Annotated in this window: 16 protein-coding genes; 8 read left to right on the top strand and 8 right to left on the bottom strand. The window is 45.7% G+C overall.

The window, feature by feature from the left end; translation table 11 throughout:
- Window positions 1–16 precede the first annotated feature (16 nt).
- A complete protein-coding gene (locus NCI00_RS22115) occupies window positions 17–658 on the top strand; it encodes a bifunctional 4-hydroxy-2-oxoglutarate aldolase/2-dehydro-3-deoxy-phosphogluconate aldolase (RefSeq protein ID WP_253531331.1) in 642 nt (213 codons plus the stop codon).
- Window positions 655–1,959: an MFS transporter gene (locus tag NCI00_RS22110; protein ID WP_253531328.1), complete on the top strand. Its 1,305-nt coding sequence runs from the start codon at window positions 655–657 to the stop codon at window positions 1,957–1,959. The genes NCI00_RS22115 and NCI00_RS22110 overlap by 4 nt, the downstream gene beginning before the upstream one ends.
- A 103-nt stretch (window positions 1,960–2,062) precedes the next feature.
- Here the strand turns inward: NCI00_RS22110 and queG are convergent, their stop codons facing one another.
- Window positions 2,063–3,007 carry a tRNA epoxyqueuosine(34) reductase QueG gene (queG, locus tag NCI00_RS22105; RefSeq protein ID WP_253531324.1) on the bottom strand — a complete coding sequence of 315 codons (945 nt, stop codon included), beginning with the start codon at window positions 3,005–3,007 and terminating at the stop codon, window positions 2,063–2,065.
- Between the two features lie 123 nt (window positions 3,008–3,130).
- Here queG and NCI00_RS22100 point away from each other — a divergent pair, with 123 nt between their 5' ends.
- The 4 genes from NCI00_RS22100 (at window position 3,131) to dnaG (ending at window position 7,649) form a co-directional block, all read left to right on the top strand.
- On the top strand, window positions 3,131–3,550 hold the full coding sequence (locus tag NCI00_RS22100) for a lysozyme inhibitor LprI family protein (RefSeq protein ID WP_253531321.1): 420 nt from the start codon (window positions 3,131–3,133) through the stop codon (window positions 3,548–3,550).
- A gap of 9 nt (window positions 3,551–3,559) precedes the next feature.
- Window positions 3,560–3,907 carry a PD-(D/E)XK nuclease family transposase gene (locus NCI00_RS22095; protein WP_310586786.1) on the top strand — a complete coding sequence of 116 codons (348 nt, stop codon included), beginning with the start codon at window positions 3,560–3,562 and terminating at the stop codon, window positions 3,905–3,907.
- A 34-nt stretch (window positions 3,908–3,941) separates the two neighbouring features.
- Window positions 3,942–5,165 carry a dipeptidase gene (locus tag NCI00_RS22090; RefSeq protein ID WP_253531314.1) on the top strand — a complete coding sequence of 408 codons (1,224 nt, stop codon included), beginning with the start codon at window positions 3,942–3,944 and terminating at the stop codon, window positions 5,163–5,165.
- 426 nt (window positions 5,166–5,591) lie between these two features.
- Entirely contained in the window at window positions 5,592–7,649 is a 2,058-nt protein-coding gene (dnaG, locus tag NCI00_RS22085; protein WP_253531311.1) for a DNA primase, read from the top strand.
- A 6-nt stretch (window positions 7,650–7,655) separates the two neighbouring features.
- Here dnaG and NCI00_RS22080 read toward each other — a convergent pair whose 3' ends face one another.
- Window positions 7,656–8,639, bottom strand: coding sequence for a phosphotransferase (locus NCI00_RS22080; RefSeq protein ID WP_253531306.1), 984 nt, complete (start codon window positions 8,637–8,639; stop codon window positions 7,656–7,658).
- Window positions 8,640–8,969: 330 nt separating this feature from the next.
- Here NCI00_RS22080 and NCI00_RS22075 point away from each other — a divergent pair, with 330 nt between their 5' ends.
- Window positions 8,970–11,090, top strand: a complete 2,121-nt coding sequence (locus tag NCI00_RS22075; RefSeq protein WP_253531303.1) for a Tex family protein — start codon at window positions 8,970–8,972, stop codon at window positions 11,088–11,090.
- Between the two features lie 118 nt (window positions 11,091–11,208).
- The gene (locus NCI00_RS22070) at window positions 11,209–11,865 is read left to right on the top strand and encodes a hypothetical protein (protein ID WP_253531300.1); all 657 of its coding nucleotides are present in this window, start codon (window positions 11,209–11,211) and stop codon (window positions 11,863–11,865) included.
- 94 nt (window positions 11,866–11,959) lie between these two features.
- On the opposite strand, the gene NCI00_RS22065 is transcribed toward NCI00_RS22070, so the two are convergent.
- The 6 genes from NCI00_RS22065 to NCI00_RS22040 all read right to left on the bottom strand — a co-directional run bounded on the left by NCI00_RS22065 (window position 11,960) and on the right by NCI00_RS22040 (window position 17,398).
- Window positions 11,960–12,532, bottom strand: a complete 573-nt coding sequence (locus NCI00_RS22065) for a DinB family protein (RefSeq protein WP_253531297.1) — start codon at window positions 12,530–12,532, stop codon at window positions 11,960–11,962.
- Window positions 12,533–12,599: 67 nt separating this feature from the next.
- The gene (locus tag NCI00_RS22060) at window positions 12,600–13,187 is read right to left on the bottom strand and encodes a Crp/Fnr family transcriptional regulator (RefSeq protein WP_253531294.1); all 588 of its coding nucleotides are present in this window, start codon (window positions 13,185–13,187) and stop codon (window positions 12,600–12,602) included.
- A 29-nt stretch (window positions 13,188–13,216) separates the two neighbouring features.
- The gene (locus tag NCI00_RS22055) at window positions 13,217–14,344 is read right to left on the bottom strand and encodes an acyltransferase family protein (RefSeq protein WP_253531290.1); all 1,128 of its coding nucleotides are present in this window, start codon (window positions 14,342–14,344) and stop codon (window positions 13,217–13,219) included.
- A 331-nt stretch (window positions 14,345–14,675) separates the two neighbouring features.
- The gene (locus tag NCI00_RS22050) at window positions 14,676–15,368 is read right to left on the bottom strand and encodes a formylglycine-generating enzyme family protein (protein WP_253531287.1); all 693 of its coding nucleotides are present in this window, start codon (window positions 15,366–15,368) and stop codon (window positions 14,676–14,678) included.
- 11 nt (window positions 15,369–15,379) lie between these two features.
- Window positions 15,380–16,603 (bottom strand): hypothetical protein, encoded by a 1,224-nt coding sequence (locus NCI00_RS22045; RefSeq protein WP_253531284.1) that lies wholly within the window; start codon window positions 16,601–16,603, stop codon window positions 15,380–15,382.
- 78 nt (window positions 16,604–16,681) lie between these two features.
- Window positions 16,682–17,398: a DJ-1/PfpI family protein gene (locus NCI00_RS22040; RefSeq protein WP_253531282.1), complete on the bottom strand. Its 717-nt coding sequence runs from the start codon at window positions 17,396–17,398 to the stop codon at window positions 16,682–16,684.
- Window positions 17,399–17,412: the final 14 nt, after the last annotated feature.

Genomic DNA, 17,412 nt, shown 5'->3' with positions numbered 1-17,412 from the left:
TTCACTGTTAATTTTTATGAGTAAAACTGCATTTTCGTGGGAACTATTTAACAAAGCGCCCATCGTTGGTATCGTTCGAGGACTGTCGTTGGAAGAAGTAAAGCAAATTCTGCCACTGTATCGGGAAGCGGGTTTGACCACCATCGAAATCACGATGAACACTCCCGATGCCGAGAAAATTATTGAGTATGCCGTTGAAAATGAACAATATGGCCTGAACATCGGTGCAGGAACGGTGTGTACAAAAGATGATTTGAAGAAGGCTCTGGAGGCAGGCGCACAGTTTATTGTGACGCCTATTCTGGATAAAAAAGTAGTCAAGGCCTGCGTCAAAAAAGAGATACCCATTTTTCCCGGGGCGTTTACACCTTCCGAGATTTTTAAAGCATGGAGTTTAGGCGCGAGCATGGTGAAGGTGTTTCCGGCTACGCAAATGGGGCCGTCTTACATCAAAGAATTGAAAGCACCGCTGAATCAACTCAAATTACTGCCCACGGGAGGCGTGAGCTTGGACAATATCGCTGAGTTTTTAAAAGCGGGTGCCGACGGAGTAGGAATGGGGGGGCAATTGTTGGATAAAAAGTTGATTCAAGAAAAAGATTGGCAAAAGCTCAAACAACATTTTTCACAATTTATTAAACAACTCCCTCGCCGATGAGCGCCCCTAAAATAAAAAACTACCGTTGGTTGATTGTGGTTTTGCTCTTCACCGCCACCACAATCAACTACTTAGACCGGCAGATTATTGGGTTGTTGAAGCCTATTTTAGAAAAAGAATTTGCGTGGTCAGAAACAGACTACGCGCGTATCATCATGGCGTTTACGGCGGCGTATGCCATTGGTTTGTTGGCATTGGGCTGGTTGATTGATAAAATCGGGACCAAGCATGGCTACTCCATCACCATAGTTTTTTGGAGTGTGGCCGGAATGCTGCACGCGCTAGCCCGCAGTGCCTTCGGTTTCGGCGTGGCCCGGGTGGGTCTAGGCTTAGGTGAAGGCGGAAACTATCCAGCGGCGGTGAAAACGGTGGCTGAATGGTTTCCCAAAAAAGAACGCGCGTTGGCTACTGGGCTTTTCAATGCAGGTACTAGCGTGGGCGTGGTGGTAGCCCTGATTCTTGTACCCTGGATTTTGACGACCTACGGCTGGCAGGAAGTTTTTTGGATTACGGGGGCGCTCGGTTTTGTGTGGTTGATTTTTTGGCTTATCTATTACGATATTCCAGCCAAACAAAAACGCCTGACCACGGAAGAGTACGAATACATCGTCAACGGTCAAGAAAAGGAAGAACAGCACAGTAGCGAGAAAGCGAGTGTCAATTGGATGAAGTTGTTTTCTTTTCCCCAAACGTGGGCGTACATTACTGGAAAGGGATTAATTGACCCGATTTATTGGTTTTTTCTGTTTTGGTTGCCGTCTTATTTTGCCTCCACTTTTAACCTTGACCTCAAAAAACCGAGTTTGGAATTGATGCTTATTTATACCGCTACCACCGTGGGAAGCATCAGCGGCGGTTGGTTTTCGTCGCAACTCATCAAGCGGGGTTGGCCCGTCATCAAAGCCCGAAAAATGGTCATTTTGGTGATTGCGGTTCTTGAATTGTCCGTCATTTTTATTCAGTTTGCGCCCAATGTGTGGGTAGCGGTTGGGTTGATTAGCTTTGCGGTGGCGTTGCATCAGGCATGGGCGACCAACGTATTTACATTACCGTCCGACATGTTTCCCAAGCAAGCCGTGAGTTCCATTGTGGGCATTGGCGGGATGGCGGGCGCGTTGGGGGGGATTCTTTTTCCGATGCTAATCGGCAGTCTGTTGGACACCTACAAAGCCGCCGGAAACCTCGCGGGCGGGTACAATATCATCTTTACCATTTGCGGTTGTACTTACCTGATTGCGTGGGGTATCATTCATTTGCTGACCCGTAAATCCAAAATGCTGGAATTGACGGAGTTGGAGTAGAATGGTCGCAGTCGCTCGCGTCTCGCGACGGGGCGGCCCGAGCCGTGATGGCTATTGGTAGGCCTCTGGCCGTAAAATCGTAGATAATGACCAATAATAGCACTCATTCTCCCCGTACAAACGCCACATTTCGTTGTATTCCTTCCAATTTCGTGCGTTTAACGGCGGAGCGGCGGAAGATTTCCTGAAATACTTCCTGCGTGATTTCTTCCCAATCGCGGTTGGTAAATTCGGCCAACTCGGGATGCAGATTGAACTCGGGTGTTTGGTGCGGTTTGGAAAAACGATTCCACGGACACACATCTTGACAAATATCACAACCAAAAATCCAGTTCTCAAATGTCCCTTTTGCTTCTGAGGGGATAGCCTCTTTGAGTTCAATCGTAAAGTAACTAATGCAACGGCTGCCGTCGACCACGTACGGCTCCACGATGGCGTCGGTAGGGCAGGCATCTACGCAACGCGTGCAAGTGCCGCAATAATCCCGAACGGGCCCGTCGGGCCACAAATCAAGGTCACAGATGATTTCACCGATGAAAAAAAAACTGCCCATGTCGCGGTTGAGTAAATTTGAGTGTTTCCCTACCCAACCTAAACCACTTTTGGCCGCCCAAACTTTGTCCATTACGGGAGCTGAATCCACAAAAATACGCCCGTTGATTTCGCCAATTTCTTCCTGCAACTGCGCCACCAACTCCTTCATTTTGTCTTTTAGTACAAAATGATAATCGTTTCCGTAGGCGTATTTGGAGAGTTTTAGGTCATTTTCTCCTTCGGGGAGGCGCTGTTCGGGGTAATAATTGAGCAATACCGAAATAACCGACTTGGCACCCTCGACCAGTTTGCGCGGGTCGAGGCGTTTGTCAAAATGGTTGGCCATGTAGTGCATTTGTCCGTGGCGGTGTTGATTGAGCCAATGCTCTAGCCGAGGGGCTTCTTCTTCCAAAAAAGTGGCCGTCGATATGCCGCAAAAATCAAAACCTAGCTCGGTGGCTTTTGCTTTGATGCTTTGACTTCGCTGCTGCCTGACAAAATCGTCGGTGGTCATGGAGAAAAAGTTTAAAACGAAACTTAAATGCCAAACAATGTGCGTTCGGTGGTCAGGCAAAGTTATGTAATCAAGGCCAAGTTTTGTTAATTTGTGGTTAGTACAAAACCTTTTTCCTATTCAATGAGACCGTTTGCCTTTTTATTGCCCGCGTTTATTGCACTGCCACTTTTCGTATTTTCGCAGGAAGAGCCTGAAAAACACCCGATTGATGTCGCGTTAGACAACTGCATGGACAAAAATCCTTCCACGCAGGGCATGGTGGGTTGTTTGGATGCCGCCTACAAAAAATGGGACGCCGAACTCAACAAACACTATAAAGCCCTGACGAGCCAACTGAACGCAACTCAGAAAGCCGCCCTGCTCGCTGCCCAACGCAAGTGGATTGAGTACCGTGATTTAGAGTTTAAGATGCAAACATCCGTTTATGCCACCATGCAGGGCACCATGTATCAACCCATGGCCATCAACGATCGCATGGAAGTGGTAAAGAAACGTGCCTTAGATTTGAAAAACTATCTGGATTTACTGGAAATAAAGTAACTTAAACGAATTTATTACAACGGATGTTTTTATTGGGCAGAAAGCCAAGAAAATAAAATGACAAAAGAAAAGGTTTTTGGAAAGCTGTTTGAAGCAGCTGAAATTGCCAAATTTACCCCCGAAGAACAAGCTGGTTATGAGGCTAGTTTAAAATACTATCGAGATTTAAAAAATGTCATTGACACGGCAGTTGCAGAAGGAGAATCAAAAGGCAGATTAGAGGGTAAAATAGAAGGTAAAATAGAAGGGATAAGTAAATCTCTACGCCGAGGTAAACTGACCATTGAAGAAATAGCTGAAGATTTTGAAGTAACCATTGAATTCGTCCTCCAAATAAAATTACAACAAGGTCTTTAACTATCCATCACAAACAAAAAACAAACAAATCGTAATGAAGCTATTCCTAACTTTTCTTCTCGCTTTTTCAGTGTTTGCTTTCAATTCTAAGGCACAAAAATCGGACGAAGAATTGCGCCAATTGGCCGATAAAATTGCCCACAAATACATCCTCACCGATGGCCATGTCGATTTGCCGTATCGGCTCAAAATCAAAAACTTTCGGCTCGAGCGCCAATATTTAGGTATTCCCATCAGCACTACCGAGGGCGATTTTGACTACGAGCGCGCCAAAAAAGGCGGACTTTCGGCACCGTTTATGTCGGTTTATATTCCGTCGTCGTACCAGCAAACGGGTGGTGCCAAGCAGTTGGCCGATACACTCATCACGATGGTGAAGGGCATCGCCAAGGCGCATCCCGACAAGTTTGCCGTGGCTACAACCCCCCAACAAGTGGATGCTAATTTCAAGAAAGGCATCATTTCGTTTCCGATGGGAATGGAAAACGGCGCCCCGTTGGAAAAACTCTCCGACGTGGCGTATTTTCGCCAGCAGGGTATCAGCTACGTGACGCTCACGCACGGAAAAGACAACCTGATTTGTGATTCTTCCTACGACAGTACCTTCACCCACAAGGGTTTAAGTGCCTATGGCAGGGAGGTCGTAAAAGAAATGAACCGCGTTGGCATCATGGTTGATGTATCGCATATTTCCGACGACGCTTTTTATCAGGCCGTGGAGCTTTCAACCGTTCCCGTGATTGCGTCGCACTCGTCGTGTCGTTATTTTACACCGACATTTAAGCGGAACATGTCTGATGATATGATAAAGCTGTTGGGTAAAAAAGGCGGCGTGATTCAAATCAATTTTGGTTCCAGTTTTTTGGATGAAAACTACCGTCAACAAGCGGAAGTTTTGCAGGGGAAATTTATGAAAATACTGAAAGACAAAGGTTTGAAATTCACCGACCCCGCCGCGCAAGACTTGTTGAAGCAATTCCAAAAAGAAAATCCTGTGTTGTTTGCCGACGTTGAAACCGTAGCCAATCACATCGACCACGTGGTGAAACTAACGGGCAGCACACAGCACGTCGGCATCGGCTCTGACTTTGACGGCGTGGGCGACAGCCTGCCAACGGGCCTGAAAGATGTATCGCAGTATCCCAACCTGATATATGTATTGCTCAAACGAGGCTATTCCGAAAGCGACATTGCCAACATCATGTACAAAAACGTATGGCGTGTGTGGTCAAAAACCGTGGCCAATGCCAAAATATAATTGAAGGACTTATAACTACAAAAAGCGCTGGTTGACCCGTTTTGTAAAATTCGTGTCAATCAGCGCTTTTGTTTATCAAACTTGGCCGCGTTCCTCTTGTCGCTCTGTTAAGACAGAACGAGCAAAGAAAGAAGGGTTAATCCACTTAAGATAAAGAGGATGCCCGCGATTTGTTTTTTAATTGAAGTTGTCATAGCTGTATGAATTTTTGTGTAAAACTAACAGGGTGCAAAACAGCTTTCCAATGAAATGGGTTGAACCGTTGAAAAATGTAAATAAATGGTTCAATTTGGAGGCTAAGCCGTTGTTAGTTCAAAGACGCAATCCTCAATTAAAAGGTTGGTAAGGGTTGAGATTTTTATTTTAAGGGTTGTTTATGCCAAAAATCAATGGCAAAAACACCCCTAAATCCCGTAACTTTGCCCCATGCGAATTAGTAACGAAATAACCGAGCGAATCAAACAAGCTGCCGACATTGTGGAAGTGGTGGGGGATTTTGTGTCTTTGAAAAAAAGAGGGTCCAACTACACTGCCTGTTGTCCGTTTCACAACGAAAAATCACCTTCGTTTAACGTTAATCCCGTTCGTCAGATTTATAAGTGCTTTGGTTGCGGAGCCGCGGGTGATTCCATCAAGTTTGTGATGGACATTGAGGGTATAAGCTACGGCGAAGCCTTGCGGCATTTGGCCCAAAAATACAATATTGAGGTCGAGGAAGAACAGCAAACCCCCGAGGAAGTGCTGCGCCAAAATGAACGCGACAGTCTCTACATCGTCCTGAATTTTGCCCAAAAATACTACCAAAATCTGCTCATGGAGCACGAAGAAGGGCAGTCTATCGGCTTAAGCTATTTTCGGAATCGGGGTTTCAACGACCCCACTATCAAGTCGTTCGGGCTTGGCTATAGTCTTACCGACTGGGACGGGCTGACCAAAGAGGCCGCCAAAAAAGGCTATAATCCTGAATTGCTCGAAAAGGCGGGCTTGGCCCTGCATAAAGAAGGCGACCCCCAAGCTAACCGTGCTACGCGCTACTACGACCGTTTTAGGGGACGGGTGATTTTTCCGATTCATAATGTTTCAGGCAAGGTGATTGCCTTTGGCGCACGGATTCTGTCGGCCGACAAGAGCCAACCCAAATACATCAACTCTCCCGAAACCGACGTTTATCACAAAAGCAAAATCCTGTACGGCATCTATCAAGCCAAAAACGCCATCCGGCTGGAAGACGTTTGCTATTTGGTAGAAGGCTACACCGATGTAATTTCGCTGCACCAGGCGGGTATTCAAAACGTGGCGGCTTCCTCGGGTACGTCGCTGACGGAAGAGCAAATCAAGCTGATTGCGCGTTTTACCAATAATATTACGATTCTTTACGATGGCGATGCAGCCGGTATCAAAGCGGCCCTGCGCGGACTTGATATGGTGCTCGAAGAAGGGCTAAACGTGAGCCTCGTGACCTTGCCCGATGGCGAAGACCCCGACAGCTACGTGTATAAGGTGGGAGCGGAGGGCTTCAAAAAGCACGTTCAGCAGGCTACGAAAGACTTTATTACTTTCAAAACCGAAATGCTTTTGAAGGATGCGGGCGATAATCCCTTTAAGCGCGCCGAAGCCATCAATGAAATTGTGACGAGTATTACCAAAATTTCGGACCCGATAAAGCGCCAGATTTTCTTCAAACGCACCGCCGATTTGATGAAAATGGACGAGCAAACGCTCATTTCGGAAGGCAATAAACACCTGCGCCGGCGGGAAGATAAAGCTGCCGAAAAGCCCCTACAGTCCAAGCCGAAAGACCGCTTTAGAGAACGGCCGCAGGAGCCTGCGGATATCCACTTTTCGGATAATTTTATCGAAGAAGAATTCGGAATTTTGGTGGAAGACTCTGTCCCCAATGCCGTGCCCGATGTAGCGTCTAGGCATGAGCCGCCTACGGATTTGTTCAAGCAAAGACTGTATTTTCAGGAACAGGCATTTGTGAAATTGCTGATTTTGCACGGCCAAACGGAACTGGAGACGGGCATTTCGCTGTGTCGGTATTTACTGCACGAGATTGGGGAAATATCATTTGAAAATCAGCTGTTTGACTTGGTCCTGAATATCTTCCGTCAGCGGTTTGGTTTGGGAGAAATTCCTTCTACTGATTATTTTCTTTCGCACATCGACCCTGATATTCAGCGTTTTTCGATTGATTTATGCACCAGTAAGCACCATTTGAGCGAGAATTGGGAAAAGCACGATATTGTAGTCCCGACCGACGAAGAGCTGCTCCACGAAATCGCCTTTAAAAAAATCCTTCGCCTTAAAATGGCATATTCGGCCACTAAGATGAAGGATTTGTTAAATCAGATGGGAAAAATAACTGGTAACTCTGACGAAGAATTTGCCCAAATTATGGAAGTCCAACGTCAGTATAAATTTTACAAAAATATCAACGACTTGGCCGCCAAAGAACTTGGTACGGTGGTGCCGGGGTATTAGCCTTTTTTATGAACGCATGATTAAATCGTAGGCCGTTTCGAGCAATTCTTCTTTGTCCAACAAACTCAAAGACAGCGGCAACTGCGCCAATCCGATGAGTCGACGCATGATTTCAACGCCCGTAAATTGGTCGACCAATTGCGGGTTTTTGATTTCTCCGTAGGCCTGATACACCTTGCGGATGGTTTCTTCGGGTTGTTTGGCCATCATGAGGTGGGCGGTCATCACGCCCAAATCAAATTCAGGGCATCCATAAAAACAAAATTCGGGGTCGATGACTTTGAGGCCATACGTGGTTTTGAGCCAGCTACCTGGGTAAAAATCTCCGTGCAACAAACAGCGTCCGTCTGAGAGGTACATCATGCCCAATTCCCTGACTTTTTGTTTCAATTTTGTGTCGATTTTGTAGCCCATCGAAATCATTTGTAGCCCGCTAGAGATGGTGTCAAGGTCGAAGCCGTTGTTTTCTATCAGTGGATAATTAAAAATGTGTTCGTGGTTCAGCACCCGCATCTCACGGTTGGCAAAAGACGCATCAATCGTTTCTTGCCAAGTGAGGCGGTGGAGCATGGCGAGGTAATGCGCCAAGGCTTCCGCTTCGGTCATGGTGAGGTGTTGGCTGGGCTGGTACAAAAAAGTATAGTCGCTTGCAGTGCCTAAGTCTTCCAATACCAGAATATTGGCATCGATATCTATGCCAATCAATTGAGGCATCAATTCGTTGATACTGGCAAAGGGTTGAATCTTTTCGTAAAACCGTCCCTCCGTCACAGCGCGGTTGGCAGGTGCGGCGATTTGTGGATATTTTTCCACGTACGGCCGCGACTGTTTTATGATGAACGTACGGTCGTGGGTGCGTACCCGCAAGGTATAATTCATGTTTCCTTCGCCGGGTTTTTCTAAAATCAATACTTGCTCGTGTTGTTTGAGCCAGTTTTTGCTTTTTAGATAGTCTTCGAGGAGGTGTGGTTGGGTGATGTCTAAGTGCATATTGAGGAATGAATAGGATTCGTGCTGAATATTTTGCTGGGTACTAAGATTGTTTTTTCACAAAAAACCATAAACGGGAGATAGTGAGTGTAAATTATTTACTACAAAAAATAATGCCAGTCATGCGGCACTCAACTCGAAATCATCACTCGCCTAAAGTGTTAGGGATGAGTTTGTTCTGGCAATAGTATCTGTTTAAAACGCAAATTGCCCTTTTTTACTGAAAAAATGTTTGCCACAATCGTTTCCTGTTTGCTTATTTGCAACCCCAAAAAAGGAGTACTGGTAGCGTTTGAATGCGATTTACCGTCATAAATACGAACTAATTCAATGACAGCATCCCAATTTATTGCTCCTATTGTAGGAGTCAGTGAGCGTCAGGCCCACAACACGATTACATTATTTGATGAAGGAGCCACGGTCCCGTTCATTGCGCGTTACCGTAAAGAAATGACCGGACAACTTGACGAAGTCCAAATCAACGCCATTAAAGAGCAATATCAGAAATTTCAGGAGGTTTTGAAGCGCCGAGAGGCCATGTTGAAGAGCATCGAAGAGCAGGGGAAACTCACGCCCGAACTGCGCAAACGTCTCGAAGAAACCTACGTTTTGCAAACGTTGGAGGATATTTATTTGCCTTACAAACAAAAGCGTAAAACCCGCGCTTCGATGGCCATTGAAAAAGGCCTTGAACCTTTGGCACAAGTGATTTTTGCGGGAAAAGAAGCCAATCCTGAACGCAAAGCCGAGCAGTTTTTGAACGATAAAGTCCCCACCATCGACGATGCCTTGCAGGGCGCGCGGGATATTATGGCCGAGTGGATGTCTGAAAATGTGGATGCCCGAAATAAAATCCGTTATGCTTTTGAACGTACGGCGCAAGTTTCGTCCAAAGTAAAGAAAAACAAGCAGGAAGAAGGGGCAAAGTACCGTGATTATTTCGATTTCAGCGAGCCGCTCAACAAGATTCCGTCGCACCGATTGTTGGCGCTGCGTCGCGGCGAAGAAGAGGGTTTTTTGAGCGTAGATATTTCGCCCGATGAAGAAATGGCCATCGACCTGCTCGACCGCCTGTTTATCAAAGGGTTGCCCGCCTGCAAAGACCAACTTGAACTCACAGTTTCGGACGCTTACAAACGTCTTTTGAAGCCCGGCATCGAAACCGAATTTGCCAATAACTCAAAAGAAAAAGCCGACCGCTACGCCATTCAGGTCTTCACCGAAAACCTGCGTCAATTGCTGTTGGCGTCGCCTTTGGGCCAGAAACGGGTGTTGGCCATTGACCCCGGATACCGCACGGGCTGCAAAGTTGTATGCTTGGATTCGCAGGGAAATCTGTTGGCTGATACCGTTATTTATCCGTTCGACAAAGCGATGGAAGCGGAAGCCACCGTTAAAAGTTACCTCCAAAAATACCAAATAGACGCCATCGCCATCGGAAATGGCACCGCTGGCCGCGAAACCGAAGATTTTATTAAAAGAATCATCGCTGCCCAATCATCCGAGAAAACCGTAGGGTTATTTATGGTTTCGGAGCAAGGCGCTTCCATCTATTCCGCCTCCGACGTTGCGCGGGAGGAATTTCCTGCCAAAGACGTCACCGTTCGCGGGGCCATTTCCATTGGTCGCCGTTTGATGGACCCCTTGGCTGAATTGGTGAAAATCGACCCCAAATCCATCGGTGTGGGCCAATACCAGCACGATGTGGATCAAGGAATGCTCAAAACAGCGCTGGATACCGTGGTAGAAAGTTGCGTAAACTCCGTTGGGGTCAACCTCAACACCGCCAGCAAGCACTTGTTGCAATACGTTTCGGGTTTGGGTGCGTCTTTAGCGAAAAATATTGTGGAATATCGCGCTCAAAATGGTGATTTTAAATCCCGTCAGCAGTTGATGAAAGTGCCGCGTTTGGGTGGGAAAGCTTTTGAACAGTGCGCTGGGTTTTTGCGTATCGAAAATGCTGCTAATCCGTTGGACAACAGTGCTGTTCACCCCGAAAGCTACCCAGTAGTGGAAAAAATGGCCAAAGATTTGGGCACCAACGTGGCCGAATTGATGAAGAAGCCCGAGCTTCGTCGTCAAATCAACCCGCAGAAATACGTAGGCGAAACCGTCGGTTTGCTGACATTGCAGGACATTCTCAAAGAATTGGAAAAACCCTCCCGCGACCCGCGCGAAGCCATCACCGCATTTGAGTTTGACAGCCGCGTGCGCAAACCCGAAGACTTGCACGAAGGAATGATTTTGCCGGGTATCGTAACCAACATTACTGCTTTTGGGGCATTTGTGGATATTGGCGTCAAGCAAGACGGTTTGGTTCACGTCTCCCAAATGGCAAATCGTTTCATCAAAGACCCCAATGAGGTGGTCAAATTACAGCAGCACGTCACGGTCAAAGTGGTGGAAGTAGACTTGTCGCGGAAACGGATTGCGTTGACGATGAAATTTTAGTTGTTAACGTCGGTATGTTAACGTCGGCGAGGTTTTAAACCTCGCCGACGTTTGTAGGTTCAAAATCTCGCTGACGTTTGTTTTGTGACGAAAATAATCAAAAATCGTCATAAAAGGCATGAAAGCAAACACTCCAAAACTAGAGCCTGATACGTATTATCATATTTATAATCGGGGTATTAACGGAGAAAAGATATTTAAGGAAGAACGTAATTATGCCTATTTTCTCAGCAGATACGCTTATCAAATCGAACCGATTGCTAAAACATTTGCCTATTGTCTTTTAAAAAATCATTTTCACTTTTTGATACAAACGCGAAGTGAAACTGAAATCTTACAAAACGTCGGCGAGGTTCAAAACCTAATAAAAAACGTCGGCGAGGTTCAAAACCTCGCCGACGTTCAGAAAACAGCTTCATTTCATATTAGCAACCAATTTGCCAAACTGTTTAATGGCTATTCACAAGCCATTAATAAAGCATATAAACGCACAGGCGGGCTTTTTGAAGAACCTTTTCTGCGGATACCGGTTGATACAGAAGATTATTTTACACGTTTAGTGTGGTATATTCATCATAATCCCCAAAAGCATAATTTTGTGGCTGATTTTAGAGAATATCCTCATTCATCCTATCACAGCATATTGTTACTGAAACCTACTAAATTGCAACGAGAAGAGGTATTGGAATGGTTTGGAGGTATATTAGATTTTCAACGATTTCACCAACTCCAAATTGACGAAAAGGAAATGGAGCATTTAGTGATTGAATTTTAATGATATATAAGGTCAGTGAGGCGTTGTTAACGTCGGCGAGGTTCTGAACCTCGCCGACGTTTGTAAATTCAGAACCTCGCCGACGTTTGTAAATTCAAAACTTCACCGACGTTTGTGTAGACACGTTCCTCATGGCTTGCCTGATATGGCGCTCATCATGGGCGATGATAAACTGGAATACATCACCCAGCTTTAGCGTGATAAAACGCGCAATGGAAATGGGAATTCGAATGGAGTTCAGGTCTACTGAACGAGCTTCTTTTAGATAAATCAGTAAATTTTCCTGTTGCTGAATGAATTCGGCCACTACCGCATAAGCATCTAAGTCGGGTGCTGGAATGTGCCCTTTAAACGCTTTGTATTTCTTTTTGCCCGTTTCGGGGTCCATCATTTTGATGAAATAAGCCCCAAGCCAAGAACTTTTGAAGGTGTCTTTGGGCGATAAATGAACGTTTTTTGCAATCCCTTGCTGAATTTTTGGTAGATAATAATGCCCGTAACTATTGAGGTGGTCAAGACACTGCGCGATGCTCCAGCCACCATTGGAGGCGGGCTGGAGCAAATCGTGCGCGGTCATGTTTTGAAAATGCCGGATAGCCTGCTGTAAGTGGCCATCCACGAGGTGTTCGAGGCTGTTCAATAATTGTTCTTTGGGGAGTGTTTCCATGGCTGTTATTTTTATGGTCACAAAATTGGGGCGTTTTGCCCATACAATTATTGGTATTTACCAAGATTTAATCCATTTTCACTTTGTTCATAAGTTTGCTAAAATTGGTGGCATCCATGCCCAGATAATTGGCCAGATACTTGTGCGGAACCAATTGTAAAATATGAGGACTGCGTTGCAAAAGTCGCCGGAAACGTTCTTCGGTACTGAAGCATTGCAATTCAACGAGTCGCTCCAATACTCCCGTAAGTGCCCCCGTAATGCCCTGTCTGATAAGGAGTTCAAAGGAATGTTGCGATTTCATTAACGTCTGCAAGTCGTGATAAGAAGCCCGTAAAAAGACGGAAGCGGTGAGGGTTTCGTAAGAATAACGCGACGGTTGTTGTAACATCAGCGCATCGAGTACCCCGCCAAACGACGGCGCATAGGTAAAAACCAGCGTTGCTTCGCGGTGTTGTTCGTCAAAATAATAAACCCGCTGTACGCCTTCAACCACAAAATACAAATACTTTTCCTTCTCGCCAGCCGACGTAATCACCTCTTTGCGTTTGGCCGAAAAAGGTTTCCAAAGTTTAGAAAAAGCATCCCATTCCTCGTCCGAAAGCGGCTGAATCGAAAGCGTAAGTTGTTTTAAGGAATCAAAAGCACTTTGCATGGTTTTAGGGTTGATTTCTACGTAGAAGTTCAGGCCGCCAATTCCTCTTTTTTGGGTTGCTTGGCTTTTTCGCCAAAGTACATATCTTTTAGTTTTAAAATGGGTTTTTCAATATATTCAAAAGAGAGAGCCGCCACGGCAAAAGTGGCTAAAAAATTTAAACAAACGACCCACCACTCAAATCGGTTGGGGGTTAATCCAAAAGCATGAAGCCCTTTTAAGAGGGCCGAAGCGGCCAAAAAATGATAAATATAAATCCCGTAGCTGATTTTGCCAGTATAATTAATAAGGGGATGTATACTTATTTTTGTTAACGTTTTGGAGGGATAATAAATGCCCCACGCAATAAACCAGACGGAAAACAGTGAAACAAACGTTCGTTCGGTAATTCGATAAAGGTTATTGTAAAGTGAGTAATAATTAAAATCTAGCGCATTTTTCGAAATGTTATAATAGCCTGGCATACTGCACAAATAAAGAAAAATTAATATGCCTAAAAGGGCTTTATTGGCCAATAGCTTCTTTAGTTGGTGGGGGTGCTTATAATGATAATACGAGATTAGCGCCCCAATGCCAAAACAATCAATGCAACATTCGGTCGTGTAGTGGTTATAGGTAAAAGGAAGCTCCAATGAAAAATACCAAAGTCGGATGGCCAACCCCGCAATGGACAAAAAAATAAAAAAAAGCTTGTGAAAACGATTGGGTATCAGGTAAATAAACAGTGGAAGAAAAATGTAGAATTGTTCCTGAACTGCCAATGACCACGTTTGAATGTAGTCTATGGGATTGGTGATGGGGTCTTTGTGGTAAGCAATGACGTAGTTTTGCGTAAACGTAAGAAAATTGATAATGTACTCACGAAAATGATAACGATTTACAATGACATAAATCAACAGAACCAATACATAGACGGGCAGCGTTCGCAATAATCGTCGTGCCAAAAAGCGGCTTGTAGTATACCAATATGATGTCTTGCTTTCTTTGCCTTTTAACAAAGGACCTGTCAACAAAAAACCAGAAAGCACAAACGCGATGGTGCTGCCGAAGGGTAAAAAAGCAAAGGGGTTTTCGGCCATCCAGTGGTGCAGCAAGACGATAAAAACAAAAACTACCCTCAATAAGTCCAGATGTGGAAAGTACTGACGTTGAGTCATTTGGAAATGGTGTACGCCCAATGATGTTTTGATAGCTGTCTGTTAACTACAAGATTAACAGGTACTTGTTGTAAATGGTGTGGAAATTATATACCAATCGGGGCGTGTATCAATTGGTATATAACTTTTGCCAAAGGAACTATTTCTAAAAAGAAAAGCCAAGAAAAACAGGAAATAGTTATCAAACGGTTGTTCGCCTAAAATGCCGTATGACCCATGGGCTGACTTTTGCGGATATTTACGCAATAAATTTAGCCTCCGTTGCATAAACGGAGAGTGAAGAAATAAAAGTATGACTTTTAGTGAGGTCTTTTTATTAAAAAAAAGCTATCTATTCAACATCCATAACGCAGCGAAACCCTACATTGTACCGGCTGTTTTTTTTGGGATGTAAATAATACCGATGCGTGGTACGGGTCAGGGCTTGGTCGTTGAAATTAGAACCGCCACGCATTACTTTATAGGTTTCGCCGTACTGCTCCATCGGGGCGTCATTGCCGGGATAAGGTTTGTACCAGTCGGCGGTCCACTCCCACACACTGCCGGCCATGTCAAAGCAGCCGTAAGGGCTTTCTGGCTTGGCAATTGAGCCGCCTCTCGATGTTTTTTGGTCCCAAACCACAAAGGATTCATCGTAATAATTACCCCACGGGAAAACACGTCCGTCGGTACCCCGCGCGGCTTTTTCCCATTCTTTTTCGGTAGGGAGGCGTTTTTTTGCCCATTTGGCGTAGGCAGTTGCTTGGTGCCATGTTACGATTACCGCGTTGTTTTCTCTACCCGCTGGAAATTTGAATTCGGGGTCAAATTGGGCAAATTCGGCATTGCTTACTTCGTATTTATCAATAAAGAAGGCGTTGGTCATGGCCATTTGCTGTGGACGCTCGTCGGGGTCGCCGTAGTGGCTACCCATGATAAAAGCGCCAGCGGGTACATACACCATCCCTTTGGGTGGGGTAGGTTGGGCCAAGGCTGATTGCGCAATCGCGAAACTGAAGCACAGCGCGTAAATGTATTTTTTCATCTTTGATTTCTTTACCATTTTGGGTCAATTAAACCATAATACCGGCCAAACCAGTAGTTGCGAATCATGGCGGCGGCGGTGCCCTCTTCTTCCGATTTTACCATTTTTGTGCCGCCACCCTTCATCGGAATCTTGAACTCCCGCGTTTGGCGCTCAAATCCCCACATATCTTTGATGGCCTTCTTGCGCTCTTCGGTCATGATTTCTTCGCCCGTGAGGGCCTGATAGACCATGATAAACCAGATGTTGCTTTCCCAATCGAAGTCAATCGTTTTCCAATCTTCCCAGTGGCGGTTTAGACTCATGCGGTACTTGTTTAAAAGGTTTCGGTCTTTTTCGTAGCGCATAAGCATGTACAGGGAGCGGGCCGCGTGGTAATCGTCGCCCACGTTTCGCCATTCTGCTGGAAAGAGCATTTTGGCTTTTAACTGTTCGTCGTCGTAGTGGTAACGGTCGATAAGCATGTGATAGGCAGCATTGTAGCGTTCTTTGCCAGTGAGGCGGTGCGCTACTTTGAGGCCCATCAGCATCTTCAACGAATTGAGCGGCTGGTGCGGTAGGTCAGGGCAAAAATTGCCCCACATCGTCATTTTGCCATCTAGGTCGGTAAGTTTAAAATTGTTGTCAACGACGCGCCCCATGAACCGGTCGAGCAATCCCGCCGCTTTTTGTTTGTAAGCATCATCGGCGCAGAGTTCCCAGAAGGTGCCAACCCCATAACAGATTGAAGTAAATTTATCCGAACTCAAATCTCCAAGCCAACGATAACCGGGCAGGGAAGTGGACTGATGCCATTCGTGGTACCACAAAACCTCTTCGTGCCACAGCGGCTCGTCGGTTTGGTTAAAGCTCCGCGCCACCAATCCGGGCACGCCCGTTACTTTCTCAAGTTTGAGCACAGCCTCAAAAATCTGATTGGCAATGTCGCGGTCTTTGGGGTCTTTGGTGAGCGCGTATTTGTGCGAATAGGCCGCCAGCATTTCGGAGGTAGGGTCTAGACAATCGGCCTGTGAACCCACAATCGGGCGTTCCAAGCCCGCTGGCGGGAAGATAACGTGCTGCATAATGGCCCCTTCATTCCAGTGGTTGCCGCGCATCAATTGATCAAATAGCTCTACCTTAACGTGGAGAGGGTCGGTCTTTTTAGGGAATTTATTCACTTTTTGCCCCCACGAATCTGTACGACCACTGAGGTAGAAAAACATAAAAAGCAACAATAGTGCGCGTAGAAGCATGAAAAAGTCTAAGGTTGAGGGTGTTTTCCTGAAATACTGCCCAATAGCCGTAACAGGCCACTGTCAACCCTCATTATCTTATTTGGTTTTCAAATCCTGTAAATAGAATTCGTCCACCTCTTTGTTTTCCTGCCATGTATATTCAATTTCGTAGGCTATTTTTCGGGCCAAGTCAAGGCCGTGCCTATCGCTGATAAAGCCTAGCGTCATGTCCATGCCAGCCGATATGCCCGCAGATGTGTAAAACTTGCCGTCGACGGTCCAGCGGGCTTTTTTTACCCAATTGACCTTTGGCCCCTGCGACGTGGCCCAGTCGTAGGCGCGTTTATTGGAGGTGGCGGCTATTCCGTTCAGTTGCCCCGTTTTGGCCAGCAACGCCGAGCCAGTACAAACCGTCAGGGTGTAAACGGCGGTGGAGGAAAGGGCTTTGATTTTTGTGAGCAGTGCTTCGTGCTCTACTTCTTTGCGCGTTCCTTGTCCGCCGGGAATGAGGAAAATGTCCAATTTTTCGTTTTCAGGAAGCTTTTCCGTGACAATTTTTACGTTTTGTGTGCTTGAAATGATTCCGCCTTCTAAAGAATAAAACTCGATTTTATATAAATCTTTCAACCGCCCGAAGACCTCCACGGGTCCAAATACATCCAAGGTTTCGAAGTTATGGAAAAGTAAAATTCCAATCGTTTTGGGCTGGGCTTTGGTGGTGTCGGCAACCGCACCTGACTGCGAAAAAGCAGCAAAAGAGGATATTACCCATAAGGCCGATAGTAATTGTTTTTTCGTAAAAAGAGCGTTCATGATGAAGTAAAATG

The sequence above is a fragment of the Runella salmonicolor genome, assembly GCF_024158025.1.
Lineage (GTDB): Bacteria > Bacteroidota > Bacteroidia > Cytophagales > Spirosomataceae > Runella > Runella salmonicolor.
Note: the sequence above shows the minus strand (reverse complement) of the source record. Positions and strands in the feature narration are given on the sequence as shown.